At 60.5% G+C, this 17,301-nt stretch carries 15 protein-coding genes; 14 read left to right on the forward strand and 1 reads right to left on the reverse strand.

The window, feature by feature from the left end:
* Position 1: 1 nt before the first annotated feature.
* Genes SOM40_RS11385 through SOM40_RS11410 form a run of 6 tightly spaced genes read left to right on the forward strand, consistent with a single transcriptional unit; the run spans position 2 to position 5,488 of the window.
* Positions 2-1,108: a branched-chain amino acid ABC transporter permease gene (locus SOM40_RS11385; protein WP_106992899.1), complete on the forward strand. Its 1,107-nt coding sequence runs from the start codon at positions 2-4 to the stop codon at positions 1,106-1,108.
* Positions 1,105-1,872 carry an ABC transporter ATP-binding protein gene (locus SOM40_RS11390; protein ID WP_106992900.1) on the forward strand — a complete coding sequence of 256 codons (768 nt, stop codon included), beginning with the start codon at positions 1,105-1,107 and terminating at the stop codon, positions 1,870-1,872. The genes SOM40_RS11385 and SOM40_RS11390 overlap by 4 nt, the downstream gene beginning before the upstream one ends.
* Positions 1,865-2,584 carry an ABC transporter ATP-binding protein gene (locus tag SOM40_RS11395; protein ID WP_320530944.1) on the forward strand — a complete coding sequence of 240 codons (720 nt, stop codon included), beginning with the start codon at positions 1,865-1,867 and terminating at the stop codon, positions 2,582-2,584. The genes SOM40_RS11390 and SOM40_RS11395 overlap by 8 nt, the downstream gene beginning before the upstream one ends.
* A gap of 23 nt (positions 2,585-2,607) precedes the next feature.
* Positions 2,608-3,765: a branched-chain amino acid ABC transporter substrate-binding protein gene (locus SOM40_RS11400; protein ID WP_320530943.1), complete on the forward strand. Its 1,158-nt coding sequence runs from the start codon at positions 2,608-2,610 to the stop codon at positions 3,763-3,765.
* Between the two features lie 17 nt (positions 3,766-3,782).
* A complete protein-coding gene (locus SOM40_RS11405; protein WP_106992903.1) occupies positions 3,783-4,265 on the forward strand; it encodes an L-2-amino-thiazoline-4-carboxylic acid hydrolase in 483 nt (160 codons plus the stop codon).
* Complete coding sequence (locus SOM40_RS11410; protein ID WP_320530942.1) at positions 4,262-5,488, forward strand: Zn-dependent hydrolase; 1,227 nt, start codon at positions 4,262-4,264, stop codon at positions 5,486-5,488. Before SOM40_RS11405 ends, SOM40_RS11410 begins: the two co-directional genes overlap by 4 nt.
* A 138-nt stretch (positions 5,489-5,626) precedes the next feature.
* On the opposite strand, the gene SOM40_RS11415 is transcribed toward SOM40_RS11410, so the two are convergent.
* Entirely contained in the window at positions 5,627-7,114 is a 1,488-nt protein-coding gene (locus SOM40_RS11415) for an MFS transporter (protein ID WP_320530941.1), read from the reverse strand.
* Between the two features lie 115 nt (positions 7,115-7,229).
* Here SOM40_RS11415 and SOM40_RS11420 point away from each other — a divergent pair, with 115 nt between their 5' ends.
* The 8 genes from SOM40_RS11420 to mazF all read left to right on the forward strand — a co-directional run bounded on the left by SOM40_RS11420 (position 7,230) and on the right by mazF (position 17,292).
* A complete protein-coding gene (locus tag SOM40_RS11420) occupies positions 7,230-7,805 on the forward strand; it encodes a TetR family transcriptional regulator (protein ID WP_313825732.1) in 576 nt (191 codons plus the stop codon).
* A gap of 199 nt (positions 7,806-8,004) precedes the next feature.
* Entirely contained in the window at positions 8,005-9,396 is a 1,392-nt protein-coding gene (locus tag SOM40_RS11425; RefSeq protein WP_312186884.1) for a NarK family nitrate/nitrite MFS transporter, read from the forward strand.
* A 67-nt stretch (positions 9,397-9,463) separates the two neighbouring features.
* Positions 9,464-13,204: a nitrate reductase subunit alpha gene (locus SOM40_RS11430; RefSeq protein WP_320530940.1), complete on the forward strand. Its 3,741-nt coding sequence runs from the start codon at positions 9,464-9,466 to the stop codon at positions 13,202-13,204.
* The gene (gene narH, locus SOM40_RS11435) at positions 13,201-14,745 is read left to right on the forward strand and encodes a nitrate reductase subunit beta (protein ID WP_142489509.1); all 1,545 of its coding nucleotides are present in this window, start codon (positions 13,201-13,203) and stop codon (positions 14,743-14,745) included. The genes SOM40_RS11430 and narH overlap by 4 nt, the downstream gene beginning before the upstream one ends.
* The gene (narW, locus tag SOM40_RS11440) at positions 14,745-15,440 is read left to right on the forward strand and encodes a nitrate reductase molybdenum cofactor assembly chaperone (RefSeq protein WP_320530939.1); all 696 of its coding nucleotides are present in this window, start codon (positions 14,745-14,747) and stop codon (positions 15,438-15,440) included. Before narH ends, narW begins: the two co-directional genes overlap by 1 nt.
* The gene (gene narI / locus SOM40_RS11445; protein WP_106992911.1) at positions 15,437-16,117 is read left to right on the forward strand and encodes a respiratory nitrate reductase subunit gamma; all 681 of its coding nucleotides are present in this window, start codon (positions 15,437-15,439) and stop codon (positions 16,115-16,117) included. Before narW ends, narI begins: the two co-directional genes overlap by 4 nt.
* A gap of 600 nt (positions 16,118-16,717) precedes the next feature.
* Entirely contained in the window at positions 16,718-16,966 is a 249-nt protein-coding gene (locus SOM40_RS11450; protein WP_059307895.1) for an AbrB/MazE/SpoVT family DNA-binding domain-containing protein, read from the forward strand.
* Positions 16,966-17,292 (forward strand): endoribonuclease MazF, encoded by a 327-nt coding sequence (gene mazF, locus SOM40_RS11455; RefSeq protein ID WP_106992912.1) that lies wholly within the window; start codon positions 16,966-16,968, stop codon positions 17,290-17,292. Before SOM40_RS11450 ends, mazF begins: the two co-directional genes overlap by 1 nt.
* Positions 17,293-17,301 lie beyond the last annotated feature (9 nt).

Raw genomic sequence — 17,301 nt, forward strand, 5'->3', positions numbered from 1 at the left:
TATGACTGCCATTGAACTCAAAACACCGGCAACCCGCCGTAAACTCTGGTCCGGCATGACGCTGTTTGTCCTTGCCCTGATCCTTGCACCGGTAGTGGCTACCCAACTGGGCGGCAACTACTGGGTGCGGGTGATCGACTTCGCCCTGCTCTACATCATGTTGGCCCTGGGGCTGAATATCGTGGTTGGCTACACCGGCCTGCTGGATATGGGCTTTATCGCCTTCTACGCCGTCGGGGCCTATCTGGCGGCGCTGCTGGCCTCCCCGCATCTGGCGGAGGTGTTCCCGATCCTCAACCTCTGGTTCCCGGACGGGCTGCACACCTCGTATCTACTGATTATCCCCATCGCGGCGCTGGTCGCGGCGGTATGCGGCATTCTGCTCGGTGCCCCGACGTTGAAGCTGCGCGGGGATTATCTGGCCATCGTCACCCTCGGGTTCGGGGAGATCATCCGCATCCTGATGCGTAACCTCGACCGCCCGGTGAACATCACCAACGGCGCCAAAGGCATTACCGGTGTCGATACCCTCAACCTGTTCGGCCTCAAGTTCAGCGGGGTTTACCACTGGTTCGGCGTCAAAGTCCCGGCCCTGTGGCTGTGGTACTACCTGCTGATGCTGGTGATTGTCGGGATCATTTTTGTCTGCCTGCGCCTGCAACACTCGCGCATTGGCCGGGCGTGGCACGCCATCCGCGAAGATGAAGATGTTGCCCGGGCGATGGGCATCAACGTGCGCAACTTTAAGCTGCTGGCCTTCGCCATGGGTGCCTCTTTCGGCGGCGTGGCCGGGGCGCTGTTCGGTGCCTTCCAGGGCTTTGTCTCCCCGGAATCCTTCACGTTGCAGGAGTCCATTGCGGTACTGGCGATGGTGGTGCTGGGCGGGATGGGCCACATTCCCGGCGTGATCCTCGGCGCGGTGCTGCTCACCGCTCTGCCCGAGCTGCTGCGCAGCCAGGCGGCCCCGGTGCAGCAGGCGCTGTTTGGTTCGGTGCTGATTGACCCGGAGATCCTGCGTCAGCTGTTCTACGGCCTGGCACTGGTGGGCGTGATGTTGGTTCGCCCGTCGGGCATCTGGCCGAAGCGCCACAAGGAGGTGCAAGCATGAGCCTGTTAACCGTAAACAATATGTCCAAACGCTTTGGCGGCCTGACGGCGGTCGATAACGTCTCGCTGTCGATTAACAAGGGCGAGATCTACGGCCTGATTGGCCCTAACGGCGCGGGGAAAACTACCTGCTTTAACCTGATCACCGGGCTCTATCCGGCCGACAGCGGGGAGTTCGCCATTGCCGATAAACCCTACTTCCCGACGCAGATCGAGAAAGTGACCGCCGCAGGCATCGCCCGCACCTTCCAGAACGTGCGGCTGTTTAACGAGATGTCGGTGCTGGAAAACGTCATGGTCGGTCGCCACGTGCGGACCCGCAACGGGCTGTGGGCGGCGCTGAGCCGTCACAAGCGCGCCCGGGAAGAAGAGGCCCAGACCCTAGAGCAGGCCTGGCACTGGCTGGAGTACACCGGCATTGCGAAGTTCGCCCACTACCGCGCCTGCGACCTGGCCTATGGCCATCAGCGGCGGCTGGAGATTGCCCGGGCGCTGGCTACCGATCCGCTGCTGCTGGCGCTGGATGAACCCGCCGCCGGGATGAATGCCGCCGAAAAAGGCACCCTGGGCGAACTGCTGATCCGCATACGTGATGACGGAAAAACCCTGCTGATGATTGAACACGATGTGAAGCTGGTGATGGGCATTTGCGATCGCCTGACGGTACTGGATTACGGCAAAACGCTGGCCAGCGGCACCCCGGACAGCGTGCGACGCGACCCGGCGGTGATCGCCGCCTGGCTGGGAGGTAATGCCCATGTCTGAATTACTCAAAGTGGAACGTCTCGACGTGCATTACGGCGGGATCCAGGCGGTCCGCGACGTCTCCTTTAGCCTGCATGAAGGCGAACAGGCCACGCTGATAGGTGCTAACGGCGCGGGCAAAAGCTCCACCGTACGGGCCATCACCGGGCTGGAGCGTTTTGGCGGCAATATCGAATTTAACGGCAAGCCGGTGCGCAAACAGAAAGCCGAAGCGCTGCTGCGCGACGGGCTGGTGATGGTCCCGGAAGGCCGCGGCATCTTCGCCCGTATGACGGTGCTGGAGAATTTGCAGATGGGCGCCTGGCTGCGCCGTGACACCGTCACAGTGAGGCAGGAGATGAACGAGATTTTCGACCGTTTTCCGCGCCTCGGCGAACGCCAGCACCAGCTGGCCGGGCTGCTCTCCGGCGGGGAACAACAGCTGTTGGCCCTAAACCGTGCCCTGCTCAGCCGACCGCGCCTGCTGATCCTCGACGAGCCGTCGATGGGCCTCGCGCCGAAGATGGTGGAGAACATTTTTGCGGTGATCGCCGGGCTGCGCAAGCGCGGCGTCGCCCTGCTGCTGATCGAGCAGAACGCCCGCCTGGCGCTGGAAGTGACCGACCAGGCCTGGGTGATGGACAGCGGCAGCATCGTTCATCATGGCGAATCGAAAGCGATGCTCGACGATGACCAGATTGCACAGATTTATTTGGGCGAAATGCCCGTTTAACACACCAACATCAGGGAATAACAATGAAAACCGTAAAAATCAGCGCCCTCAGCGCCGCTATTCTGCTCAGCGGGTTTACCTCAACCGGAGCCTGGGCCGCCGACAGCGAAACCGTGGTAATTGGCCTGGCGGGCCCGCTCACCGGCCCGTCTGCCCGTATCGGTAAGGATCTGGAGAACGGTGCCCAACTGGCGATTGACGATATCAACAAGCAGCACCCAACCATCGGCGGCAAAGCGGTGACCTTCAAACTGCAGTCCGAAGATGACCAGTCGGATCCGCGTACCGCAGTGGCCGTGGCCCAGCGTCTGGTGGATAGCGGCGTGGCGGGCGTGGTCGGACACTGGAACACTGGCACCAGCATCCCGGCGGCACGCGTCTATCACGATGCCGGAATCGCCCAGGTCGCTCCGGTGGCGACCGGTCACGCCTATACCAAACAGGGCTTCGACACCAGCTTCCGCGTGATGGGCCACGACGATGACGGCGGTCAGTTTGCCGGGCAGTACGCCATCGATACCCTGAAAGCCAAACGCATCGCGGTGATCGACGACCGTACCGCCTTCGGTCAGGGGCTGGCCGACGAGTTTATTAAATCCCTGGAAGCTCAGGGCGTGAAGATTGTCGACCGCCAGTACGTTGACGACAAAACCGTCGACTTTAGCGCCGTGTTGACCGCCATTCGCAGCAAAAACGCCGACCTGATCTTCTTCGGCGGCGTGGACAGCCAGGCGGCACCGCTGGCGCGTCGTATCAAACAGCTGGGGATGAACGCCACCCTGATGGGCGCGGGCGGCTTTGTCAGCCAGACCTTCCTGCAGCTGGCGCAAAAAGAGGGTGAAGGCGTGGTGGCGCTGGAGCCGGGCCTGCCGGTGGACCAGATGCCTGGCGGCAAAGCGTTCGAACAGGCGTATCAGTCCCGCTACCACACCCATATCGAACTGCACGCCCCATTCGCCTATGACGCGACGCGCGTGCTGGTGGCGGCGATGGAGAAAGCCGACTCGGTGGATCCGGCCGAGTACCTGCCGGCCCTGCGCGCCATCAGCTATTCCGGCGTCACCGGGCAGATCGCCTTTGACGATCAGGGCAACCTGAAAGCCCCGTCGTTCACCGTCTATAAAGTGGTCGATGGCAAATGGCAGCCGCAAACCGTACTCGGCGGCGCAAAAGCTAAGTAACGCAGTGAGGCAATGTGATGAGTGATAATAATGAGCTGGGCATTCTCGCCCGCCGCAAAATTGAAGCAGAAATTATTAAGCCAATTTACGAGATCCTGGTGCGCGAGATCGGCAAGACCCGCGCCCAGGCGGTGATTGGCGAGGCCATTGAGCAGGCCGCCATTAACGCTGGCAAAGAGTTTGCCAGTCAGGAGCCGAACGGCGCGGACGTGAAGAGCTTTATCGCCCTGCAATATCTGTGGGAGAAAGATAACGCCCTCGACGTGAAGGTGATCGACGCCGACGACCAGCAGTACAACTACAACGTCACCCGCTGCCGCTATGCCGAGATGTATCACGAGATGGGCCTGGGCGAGATCGGCCACCTGCTGTCGTGCGCCCGGGATGAGAAATTCATCGTCGGCTATGCGCCGGACGTGGAGCTGACCCGCACCACCACCATCATGCAGGGCGGCAAGTGCTGTGACTTCCGCTACCGCAGCACGAAGGACAAAGCATGATCCGCGTGAACGCCGACCGGCTATGGTCGACGCTGGAGAGGATGGCGCAGATCGGCGGCACCCCCGCCGGGGGCGTCACCCGCCTGGCGTTAAGCGATGAGGATAAGCTTGCCCGCAACCTGCTGCGCGACTGGGCGCGGGAGGCGGGGTTTTCCTGTGACGTCGACAGCATGGGCGATATGTTTATCCGCCGTGCGGGCAAGAATCCCACTCTCCCCCCGGTGATGACCGGCTCGCACGTGGATTCCCAGCCGCTCGGCGGTAACTATGACGGGATCTACGGCGTGCTGGCCGGGCTGGAACTGCTGCGCACCCTGAACGACCATCAGGTAGAAACCGAGCGCGATATCGTGCTGGTCAACTGGACCAACGAAGAAGGGGCGCGTTTTGCCCCGGCGATGCTGGCCTCCGGCGTCTGGGTCGGGCAACTCTCGCAGGAGTTTGCTTATGCCCGTACCGACAGCGCAAAAATCACGGTGCGTGAAGCGCTGGAAGCTATCGGCTATCGCGGCGAACGCCCTGCCCGCGCCTTCCCGATCCACGCCTGCTACGAGCTGCATATCGAACAGGGGCCAATCCTGGAAGATGAAGCCGTGGATATCGGGCTGGTGCGTGCAGCAATGGGCCAGCGCTGGTTTACCATCACCCTCGACGGTTTCGCTGCCCATGCGGGTACCACACCGATGCACAACCGCCGTGACGCCTTAACCGCCTTTGCGGAGCTGGCGCTGAAGGTGGAAGCTATTGGCTATCAGCATGCGCCTGACGGTCGGGCGACGATTGGGATGGCGGAAATCACGCCAAACTCGCGCAACGTGGTTCCGTCACGGGTGCTGTGCAGCGTCGAGTTCCGTCATCCGCAACGCGAGGCGCTGGTGGCAATGGAAGCCGCCCTGCACCAGGCGGCGGAGAGCCTGTCTGCCAGGGGCGTCAGCGCTAAGGTCGAGCGGATCTTTGACTATGCCCCGATTGCCTTTGATGCCGCCTGCCTGGCGCGCAGCGAGCAGGCGGTAACTGCGCTGGGCTATTCGGCGAAGCCGATGGTGTCCGGTGCCGGGCACGATACCTGCTATATCAGCAAAATCGCGCCGGCTAGCATGATCTTTATCCCCTGCGTAAAAGGCATCAGCCATAACGAAGCGGAAAAGATCCTGCCGGAATGGTCAGAGAAAGGCGCCAATGTGTTGCTGCATAGCGTGCTAAGCGCAGCGCAGGAGCCATAAAAAAACGCCGGATGCGCTGCGCTTATCCGGCCTACAGTTCGTAATTTTGTGCGGCCGGTTGCCCTCACCCCAACCCTCTCCCACAGGGAGAGGGAGCACACCGTAGGCCCGGCAAGCGCAGCGCCGCCGGGCAGGTTTTTAACGCTGCGCGACCCTCGCGAGGCTAAACCAAATCCCGATCGCCAGCACCGTTAACATCGCGCCTGCGCTGCCCAGCGCCACGCTGTGCGAGGTGATAAACGCGGTTTTCGCCGCCTCAATCACCGACTCCGCCAGCGACGGCGTCAGATCCTGAGCCACCTTCACCGCCTCACCGATGGAAGATGACGCTTGATCCGCCCGTGAAGCATCCAGCCCCGGCGGCAGTTCAATCGATGCCGAGAAACTGCGGGTCAGGAGCAGACCAAAGATCGCGATCCCCAGCCCGGCTCCCAGCTCGTAGGACATGGTTTCAATCGCCCCGGCCGCAGCGGCCTTCTCTTTCGGCGCGGCGGCCATGATTGCCGAGGTCGAGGCCAGCAGCGCGCTGGCGGCGCTAAAGCCCAGCAGCACCATCAGGCACCAGGCCTGCCACTGCTGGGTACTGAAATCGAGCGTCGACAGCCCGATAAAGCTGAGCGCACTCAGCCCCATGCCGCCGGTCGCCACGATTCGCAGCCCCAGACGGCCCACCAGCACCCCGGCAATCGGGCCGCTAAAGCCGCTGGCAACCATCACCGGCAGCATAAACATCCCCGCCTCAAACGGTGTGAAGCCGTGCACGAACTGCAGCTCCTGAGCCATCAACAGCTCAAACCCCACCAGGGCGATCATCGCCGTCATCGCCATCACCACGCCGCTGAGAATAATGCGGTGGCCGAACAGGCGAATGTCGATCATCGGTGTAGGGGCGCGGAGCTGGATGCGGACAAAGGTCCACAGCATCGCCGCCCCGGTCAGCAGCGTGCCCGTCACCAGCCACGGGGAGAGCTCCCCTTTCAGTGCTGTTTTAGCGCTGAAGACCAGCAGCAAAATCGCCACGATCAGCATCAGGGCATGGGTGATGTTCAGCGGCTGCTCAGGTCGCCCCTGCTGGGCCGGAACAAACCGCGCCGCCAGGGAGACCACCAGCAGCACAATCGGCACGTTGATCAAAAATACCGATCCCCAGTAGAAGTGCGCCAGCAGCATCCCGCCCACCAGTGGGCCAAAAGCCGCCCCGCCGGACCCCACCGCGGCCCAGACCCCAAGGGCAATATTGCGCTGGCGCGCATCCGGAAACAGCGTACGGATCCCGGCAAGCGTAGCGGGAATGATCATCGCGGCGCCAATCGCCAGCGAGGCCCGCGCGGCAATCAGCCACCCCGCAGTGGGGGCAAACGCCGCCGCCAGCGACGACAGGCCAAACAGGGTGCTGCCCATTATCAGCAGCCGCTTAAAGCCGATGCGATCCCCGAGCGCCCCCATCGGCAATACCATCCCGGCCATCACCAGCGAGTAGATATCAATGATCCACAGCAATTCATTGCCGCTGGCAGCCAGGGTCATGCTCAGCGTCGGGGCGGCGACGTGGAGCACCGTGGCATCAATCGCAACCGGGATGTAGACCAGCACAATAATCACTAACGCTAACCACTGACGAAACATAACTATCCTTATTTTCCAAACCTGGACACATGTCCAGTTTGCGATCCTACGGAAAGTTGAACGCGTGTCCAGCTTTTTTGTTACACTCGTTGTCTCCCAGTTGAGAGTGAAAAGAATGAGCTATCTGAGCAAGGACGAGCGGCGGGAAGAGATCATGCAGGCGGCGATGCGCGTGGCGCTGAGCGAAGGCTTTACCGCGATGACCGTAAGACGGATCGCCACCGAAGCGAAAGTGGCGACGGGTCAGGTCCATCACCATTTTGCCTCCGCAGGCGAACTCAAGTCACAGGCCTTTATCCGCCTGATCCGCGATCTGCTGGACGCTGAGGTGGTGGCAGAAAACGCCAGCTGGCGCGAAAAGCTGCATGCCATGCTCGGCAGCGACGACCGTAGTTTTGAACCCTATATTCGTCTATGGCGGGAAGCCCAGCTGTTAGCCGCCCGCGATGCAGAAATAAAAGGCGCTTATGTATTAACCATGGAGATGTGGCATCAGGAGACGGTCGCCATCATACGGGCGGGTGAACAACAGAACGCCTTCAGGCTGAAAGACACTCCTGAAAACATTGCCTGGCGGCTGATTGGTCTGGTCTGCGGGCTGGATGGCTTATACGTTTTATCCATGCCGGAAATGGATGACGCCGCGTTTAATCGACATCTTGAGACGCTTATTACCCTGGAACTGGGTTAATCATCAGCCTTTCTTAACTGTTACGATTTGTAACACATTAAGCGGACCCTCTTCTCCCTTATAAACTCATGGGTTCGCTTTTTTTCTCTATCCTTTCAGAAGACTCCCAAAACACATCTAATAATTTCTCATCAAAAGTTCAGGCAACTGCCTGATTGTATTTCTCTTTCTGCCATTTACGGATATGCAAGAGGGTAATATGTCACAACAAGCTGAGAAGAATAATCATTATTTGTTAAGCAACTGGAAACCGGAAAACGCGGCATTTTGGGAAAATAAAGGCAAACCGATTGCGCGACGAAATTTAGTTATTTCGGTTGCCTGTCTGCTGCTGGCATTTTGCGTCTGGATGTTATTTAGCGCGGTGGCGGTAAATCTGAATAAGGTGGGTTTTAATTTCACCACCGATCAGCTGTTTATGTTAACCGCTCTGCCATCGCTCTCCGGGGCCATATTACGCGTACCCTACTCCTTTATGGTGCCCATATTTGGTGGCCGCTACTGGACAGTATTAAGCACCGTTATTCTGATTATTCCCTGCGTCTGGCTCGGTATTGCGGTACAAAATCCGGCTACCCCTTATGCGGTATTTATTACTATTGCCCTGCTGTGCGGTTTTGCCGGGGCGAACTTTGCCTCCAGCATGGGCAACATCAGCTTTTTCTTCCCCAAAGCCAAACAGGGCAGCGCGCTGGGTATTAACGGCGGGCTGGGCAACCTCGGCGTCAGCGTGATGCAGATGGCGGCCCCGGTGGTGATCTTCCTGCCGATGTTTACCTTCCTCGGGGTCCACGGCGTGCCGCAGGAGGATGGCTCGACGCTGTTCCTCGCCAACGCCGCCTGGATCTGGGCCCCGCTGCTGCTGCTGGCCACCCTTGCCGCCTTCTTCGGCATGAACGATATCGCCAGCTCGAAGGCGACCATCGCCAGCCAGCTGCCGGTGCTGAAGCGCCTGCACCTGTGGCTGCTGAGCCTGCTCTATCTCGCCACCTTCGGCTCCTTTATCGGCTTTTCTGCGGGCTTCGCCATGCTGTCGAAAACCCAGTTCCCGGACGTCAATATCCTGCATCTGGCCTTCTTTGGCCCGCTGATCGGCGCTCTGGCGCGCTCTGCCGGCGGGGTGATCTCCGATAAGCTCGGCGGAGTGCGCGTCACGCTGGTGAACTTCGTCTTTATGGCGGTGTTCAGCGCCCTGCTGTTTCTTACCCTGCCGGGCACCGGCTCCGGCAACTTTACCGCCTTTTATCTGGTGTTTATGGGGCTGTTCCTCACCGCCGGGCTCGGCAGCGGCTCCACCTTCCAGATGATCGCTGTCATCTTCCGGCAAATCACCGTCTATAGAGTCAAACTGCACGGCGGCACGGACGAGCAGGCCCAGAAAGAGGCCGTTACCGACACCGCCGCTGCGCTGGGCTTTATCTCGGCCATCGGCGCCGTCGGCGGGTTCTTCATTCCTAAAGCCTTCGGCACCTCGCTGGCAATGACCGGCTCGCCGGTAGGAGCGATGAAGGTCTTCCTGGTGTTCTACATCGTCTGCGTGTTCATCACCTGGCTGGTGTATGGCCGTCGTCAGAAGCACGTCAAACCATAACGAGTAGTTCAATTTTTTGTGAGCAGTGTAACCACGGGGCGGGAGTCGCTCCGTCAGGAGAAACGTCATGAGTAAATTGTTGGATCGCTTTCGTTATTTCAAACTCAAAGGCGAGACCTTCGCGGATGGACACGGTCAGGTGATGCACACCAACCGCGACTGGGAGGACAGCTATCGCCAGCGATGGCAGTTCGACAAAATTGTGCGATCCACCCACGGCGTGAACTGTACCGGCTCCTGTAGCTGGAAGATCTACGTCAAGAACGGCCTGGTGACCTGGGAAACCCAGCAGACCGACTACCCCCGCACCCGCCCCGACCTGCCAAACCACGAGCCGCGCGGCTGCCCGCGCGGGGCCAGCTACTCCTGGTATCTTTACAGTGCCAACCGCCTGAAGTACCCCCTGGTGCGCCGCAAGCTGATCGAGCTGTGGCGTGAGGCGCTGGCCCAGCACAGAGATCCGGTGCTGGCCTGGAACGCCATCCAGAATGATCTGCAAAAGAGCCAGAGCTACAAGCAGGCGCGCGGCCACGGCGGATTTATCCGCTCCAACTGGAAAGAGCTGAACCAGCTTATCGCCGCCGCCAACGTCTGGACCATCAAACACTACGGCCCGGACCGGGTGGCAGGCTTCTCGCCGATCCCGGCGATGTCGATGGTCTCCTACGCCGCTGGCACCCGCTATCTCTCCCTGCTGGGCGGCACCTGTCTCAGCTTCTATGACTGGTACTGCGACCTGCCGCCCGCCTCGCCGATGACCTGGGGCGAGCAGACTGACGTGCCGGAGTCCGCCGACTGGTACAACTCCAGCTACATCATCGCCTGGGGCTCCAACGTGCCGCAGACCCGTACCCCGGATGCCCACTTCTTTACCGAGGTGCGCTACAAAGGCACCAAAACCATCGCCATCACCCCGGACTTTTCGGAAGTGGCGAAACTCAGCGACCAGTGGCTGGCGCCGAAACAGGGCACCGACAGCGCCCTGGCGATGGCGATGGGCCACGTGATCCTGAAAGAGTTCCACCTCGATAACCCGAGCGACTACTTCCTCAACTACTGCCGTCGCTATACCGACATGCCGATGCTGGTGATGCTCGATCCGCGTGAGGACGGCAGCTACGTGCCGGGCCGGATGCTGCGCGCCTCCGACCTTACTGACGGGCTGGGCGAAGCCAATAACCCGGAGTGGAAAACCGTCGCCTTTACCGCCACCGGCGATCTGGTGGTGCCAAACGGCTCTATCGGCTTCCGCTGGGGCGAAAAAGGCAAATGGAACCTCGAACCCCAGGCGGCAGGTCAGGAGACCGAGCTGACGCTCTCCCTGCTCGGCACCCACGACAGCGTCGCCGGGGTGGCCTTCCCCTACTTTGGCGGCAATGAAAACCCGCATTTCCGCAGCGTGAAGCAGGAGCCGGTGCTGGTCCGCCAGCTGCCGGTGAAAACCCTGACCCTTGCTGATGGCCGCCAGCTGCAGGTCGCCAGCGTCTACGATCTAGTGCTGGCCAACTACGGCCTCGATCGCGGCCTGGAGGATGAGCTCGCGGCAAAAGATTACGCCGGGATCAAAGCTTACACCCCAGCCTGGGGGGAGCAGATCACCGGCGTGCCGCGTCGCCACATCGAACAGATCGCCCGGGAGTTCGCCGACACGGCGCACAAAACCCATGGCCGGTCGATGATTATCCTCGGTGCCGGGGTCAACCACTGGTATCACATGGACATGAACTACCGGGGAATGATCAACATGCTGGTCTTCTGCGGCTGCGTGGGCAAAAGCGGCGGCGGCTGGTCGCACTATGTCGGCCAGGAGAAGCTGCGTCCGCAAACCGGCTGGCTGCCGCTGGCCTTCGCGCTGGACTGGAACCGTCCGCCGCGCCAGATGAACAGCACCTCGTTCTTCTACAACCACGCCAGCCAGTGGCGCTATGAAAAACTCACCGCCCGGGAGTTGCTCTCTCCCCTGGCGGACGCCTCAAAATTCACCGGGCATCTGATCGACTTTAACGTGCGCGCCGAGCGCATGGGCTGGCTGCCCTCTTCGCCGCAGCTGAACCTAAACCCGCTGCACATCAAGGCCCAGGCGGAGGCGGCAGGCATGTCGCCGCAGGAGTACACCGCCCAGGGGCTGAAATCCGGCGATATCCGCATGGCCTGCGAGCAGCCGGACAACGGGAAAAACCACCCGCGCAACCTGTTCGTCTGGCGCTCAAACCTGCTCGGCTCCTCCGGGAAAGGCCACGAGTACATGCTCAAGTACCTGCTGGGCACCGAGAGCGGTATCCAGGGCGATGACCTTGGTAATACCGATGACGTGAAGCCGGAAGAGGTGGAGTGGCAGACCGCTGCTATCGAGGGCAAGCTGGATCTGCTGGTGACCCTCGATTTCCGCATGTCCAGCACCTGCCTGTTCTCGGATATCGTCCTGCCGACCGCCACCTGGTATGAGAAAGACGATATGAATACCTCGGATATGCATCCGTTTATTCATCCGCTCTCCGCCGCGGTGGACCCGGCCTGGGAATCGCGCAGCGACTGGGAGATCTACAAGGGCATCGCCAGAGTCTTCTCCGAGGTCTGCGTCGGGCATCTGGGGACCGAAACCGACGTGGTGTTGCAGCCTCTGCAGCACGACTCCCCGGCGGAGCTCTCCCAGCCGTTCGATATTGCCGACTGGCGCAAAGGTGAATGCGACCTGATCCCCGGCAAAACCGCCCCGGCCATTGCCGTGGTCGAGCGTAACTACCCGGACACCTACGAGCGCTTTACTTCCCTCGGGCCGCTGCTGGACAAGCTCGGCAACGGCGGGAAAGGCATCTCGTGGAACACCCAGGACGAGGTCGATTTCCTCGGCAAGCTCAACTACGTCAAGCTCGACGGCCCGGCGAAAGGCCGTCCGCGCATTGAGACGGCGATTGACGCCTCGGAGGTGATCCTCGCCCTCGCCCCGGAAACCAATGGGCAGGTGGCGGTCAAAGCCTGGGAGGCGCTGGCGGAGTTCACCGGTCGTGAGCACAGCCATCTGGCGCTGAACAAGGAAGACGAGAAGATCCGCTTCCGCGATATTCAGGCCCAGCCGCGCAAAATCATCTCCAGCCCGACCTGGTCCGGCATCGAGAGCGAGCACGTCTCCTACAACGCGGGCTATACCAACGTCCACGAGCTGATCCCGTGGCGCACCCTTTCGGGGCGTCAACAGCTGTATCAGGATCACCAGTGGATGCGCGCCTTTGGTGAGAGTCTGGTGGCCTATCGTCCGCCGATTGATACCCGCAGCGTGACCCACATGCGCGAGATCCCACCCAACGGCTTCCCGGAGAAGGCGCTGAACTTCCTGACGCCGCACCAGAAATGGGGCATCCACTCCACCTACAGCGAAAACCTGCTGATGCAGACCCTGTCGCGCGGGGGACCGATTGTCTGGATCAGCGAAACCGACGCCCGCGAGCTGGGCATCGAAGATAACGACTGGATCGAGTGCTTCAACGCCAACGGCGCCCTCACCGCCCGCGCGGTGGTCAGCCAGCGCGTGCCGCCGGGGATGACCATGATGTACCACGCCCAGGAGCGCATTCTGAACATTCCGGGTTCAGAAGTGACCGGACGACGCGGGGGGATCCACAACTCGGTCACCCGCATCTGTCCGAAACCGACCCACATGATTGGCGGCTACGCCCAGCTGGCGTATGGCTTCAACTACTACGGCACCGTCGGGTCGAACCGCGACGAGTTCATCATGATCCGCAAAATGAAAAACATTAACTGGCTGGATGGCGAAGGTCGGGATCAGGTTCAGGAGGCGAAAAAATGAAAATACGCTCACAGGTTGGCATGGTACTCAATCTCGACAAATGCATCGGCTGTCACACCTGCTCGGTGACCTGCAAGAACGTCTGGACCGGGCGCGAAGGGATGGAGTACGCCTGGTTTAACAACGTCGAAACCAAGCCGGGCATCGGCTACCCGAAAAACTGGGAGGACCAGGAGCAGTGGCAAGGTGGCTGGATCCGCGGCATCTCCGGCAAACTGACCCCGCGCCTCGGCGGCAAGCTGGGGGTGCTGTCAAAAATCTTCGCCAACCCGCAGATGCCGCAGATCGACGACTACTACGAGCCCTTTACCTTTGACTATCAGGATCTGCACCGCGCCCCGGAGGGCAATCACCTGCCCACCGCCCGCCCGCGCTCGTTGATTGACGGCAAACGTATGGACAAAATCAAATGGGGGCCAAACTGGGAGGAGCTGCTGGGGGGCGAGTTCGAGAAGCGCGCCCGGGACCGCAACTTCGACCGGATGCAGAAGGAGATGTACGGTCAGTTCGAAAACACCTTCATGATGTATCTCCCGCGCCTGTGCGAGCACTGCCTGAACCCGAGCTGTGCGGCGACCTGCCCGAGCGGGGCGATCTACAAGCGCGAAGAGGATGGCATCGTACTGATCGACCAGGACAAGTGCCGCGGCTGGCGTCTGTGCATCAGCGGCTGTCCGTACAAAAAGATCTACTTCAACTGGAAGAGCGGCAAGTCAGAAAAATGCATCTTCTGCTACCCGCGTATCGAATCCGGCCAGCCCACCGTCTGCTCGGAAACCTGCGTCGGACGCATCCGCTACCTCGGCGTGCTGCTGTATGACGCCGACCGTATTGAAGAGGCGGCCAGCACCGAACATGAAACCGATCTTTATGAGCGTCAGTGCGACGTGTTCCTCAACCCGCACGACCCGGCGATTATTGAAGAGGCGGTTAAGCAAGGTATTCCGCAGAACGTGATCGACGCGGCGCAGCGTTCCCCGGTCTACAAAATGGCGATGGACTGGAAGCTGGCCCTGCCACTGCACCCGGAGTACCGCACCCTGCCGATGGTCTGGTATGTGCCACCTCTGTCACCGATCCAGTCCTATGCCGATGCCGGTGGTCTGCCGCAGACCGACAGCATTCTCCCGGCGGTCGAAAGCCTGCGCATTCCGGTGCAGTATCTGGCCAATATGCTCAGCGCTGGCGATACCGGCCCGGTGCTGCGCGCCCTGAAACGGATGATGGCGATGCGCCACTACAAACGCTCCCAGACCGTGGAAGGCGTGACCGATACCCGCGCCATCGAGGAAGTGGGCCTCAGCGTCGAGCAGGTGGAGGAGATGTACCGCTATCTCGCCATCGCCAACTACGAGGACCGCTTCGTGATCCCGACCAGCCACCGGGAGATGGCCCGTGACGCCTTCCCGGAGAAAAACGGCTGCGGCTTTACCTTCGGCGACGGCTGCCACGGCTCCGACACTAAATTCAACCTGTTCAACAGCAGCCGCATCGATGCCATCAACATCACCGAGGTGCGCGAACATGGGGAGGGAGAGTGATGCAGATCCTCAAAATTATCGCCCTGCTGATTGAGTATCCGGATGAGGCGCTGTGGGAGAGCCGCGACGAGGCGATCTCACTGGTGGCGCAGGACGCGCCGGGGCTGCTGCCGTTTGCGCAGCAGTACCTTAATGCCCCACTGCTCGATCGCCAGGCCGAGTGGTGCGAGGTGTTCGATCGCGGGCGCGCCACCTCGTTGCTGCTGTTTGAACATGTGCATGCCGAATCCCGGGATCGCGGTCAGGCGATGGTCGACCTGATGAGTCAGTACGAGCAGGCCGGGCTTCAGCTCGACTGCCGCGAGCTGCCGGACTATCTGCCGCTCTATCTGGAGTATCTGAGCATTGTGCCCGAGGCGCAGGCCCGGGAGGGGTTACAGAACGTCGCGCCGATCCTGGCCCTGATTGGTGGACGGCTGAAACAGCGCCAGGTGGCGCATTATCAACTGTTCGACGCCCTGCTGAAGTTCGCGGGGAGCAAGCTTTCCAGTGACAGTGTCACGCAGCAGGTGGCAGGTGAAAAACGGGACGATACCCGCCAGGCGCTGGATGCGGTCTGGGAAGAGGAGCAGGTGAAGTTTATTGAGGATAACGCCACGGCGTGCGACAGCTCGCCCATGCAGCAATATCAACGACGCTTTAGCCAGGACGTCGCGCCGCAGTACGTGGACGTCAGCGCCGGAGGCCCAAAATGACACACCATCTGAACGTCTTTTTCTTTGATATTTATCCGTACATCTGCGCCGCGGTCTTCTTCCTCGGCAGCTGGCTGCGGTATGACTACGGCCAGTACACCTGGCGCGCCTCCTCCAGCCAGCTGCTGGACAAGCGCGGCATGAACTGGGGCTCTAACCTGTTCCACATCGGCATTATTGGGATTTTCTTCGGCCATCTGTTTGGAATGTTAACCCCACACTGGATGTACGCCTGGTTCCTGCCGATGGCGGTCAAGCAGCAGCTGGCGATGATTGCCGGGGGGATCTGCGGGGTGCTGACCCTGATTGGCGGCTCGATGCTGTTGTATCGTCGCCTGTTTAATCAGCGGGTGCGCGCCACCTCCACCACGCCGGATATTATCATCATGAGCATTCTGCTGACCCAGTGCGTGCTCGGCCTGACGACCATTCCATTCTCGGCACAATACCCGGACGGCAGCGAAATGCTGAAGCTGGTCGGCTGGGCGCAGGGGATCTTCACCTTCCGCGGGGGCTCGTCTGAGATGCTGACCGGGGTAGCATTTATATTCCGCGTCCATCTGGTGTTGGGGATGACCATCTTCCTGCTCTTCCCCTTCACCCGTCTGGTCCACGTCTGGAGTGCGCCGTTCGAATACATCACCCGGCGCTATCAGCTGGTGAGATCCCGGAGATAGTGTTTGTTCCCTCTCCCTGTGGAAGAGGGCTGGGGTGAGGGGGAACATGCGACTGAGGTGGTGGTTCCGTTCACCTTACGTTCTGCACTTCTCTGTCAACCGCGACACCCGTGAACGTGCGAAGGGGGCTCGCCGCCGCCCCCTTCACAATCCCGGCTCCCGGCAAAGAAAATCGCCGCTTCGCGGTGCCCTCAGCTTATTCCTTCAGGCTTTCGGGTCGGGCACCAGCCTGCATCCATGCAGGCTATGCCCTCTCGGCGCGTCCCTGCGCCTCGCCCCGGCCTTCCGGAAACGCTTCGGCCATTTTCAGCCGGACCAGGGAGCCGCTGTAAGTCATTTATGATTATGTAATTATTTCATTGCTTTAAATGCAAAGAAATTACTGGGGATCGGCAGAGGGCCGGAGTGACGGCATCAAACCGCACAACAATGCCGGGTGGCGGCTACGCCTTACCCGGCCTACAAAACCGCACCATGTAGGCCGGGCAAGCGCCAGCGCCGCCCGGCGTTGCAACAATGCCAATGTATCGACAATGTTGACACACCAGAATGACCCCGCCTAAGATGGCGATACTTTGTATCAACATCTGGAGTGTTTTTATGCCGCAGGTCACCGTTAAAAAATGGGGTAACAGCCCTTCCGTCAGGCTTCCTGTCGCGGTTATGCGTGAGGCAGAACTGCACGTTGACGATGTGGTGAACGTTAACGTAGACGAAGAAGGACGTATTATTTTGACACCGGTCAGAAAGGACGAACCGACGCTGGAATCGCTGCTCGCGGCGATCACCGACGACAATCTGCATCACGAAGTCACCTTCGGGGAACCGCAAGGTAAGGAGCTGCTGTAATGGACTACATCCCGGAAGCGGGCGATATCGTCTGGCTGGATTTTGATCCGCAGTCAGGACATGAACAGGCAGGACATCGCCCCGCGCTGGTTATTTCACCCGCCACCTACAATGGACGTACCGGTTTAATGCTCTGTTGTCCGCTCACGTCGCAAATCAAAAACTATCCCTTCGAAGTGGTTATTAGCGGTTCACGCCGCAACGTCGCCCTCGCCGATCAGATCAAAAATCTGGACTGGCGGGCGCGTAACGCGGTGAAAAAGGGAACGGCAACCGCCGAAGAACTGGATGCCGTGAGAATGCGCGCTAAGGTTCTCATCGGCTAACAGAAAGGG

Origin of the sequence: Leclercia sp. CFBP8987 (assembly GCF_034044995.2) — a bacterium.
GTDB classification, from domain to species: Bacteria; Pseudomonadota; Gammaproteobacteria; order Enterobacterales; family Enterobacteriaceae; genus Enterobacter; species Enterobacter tamurae.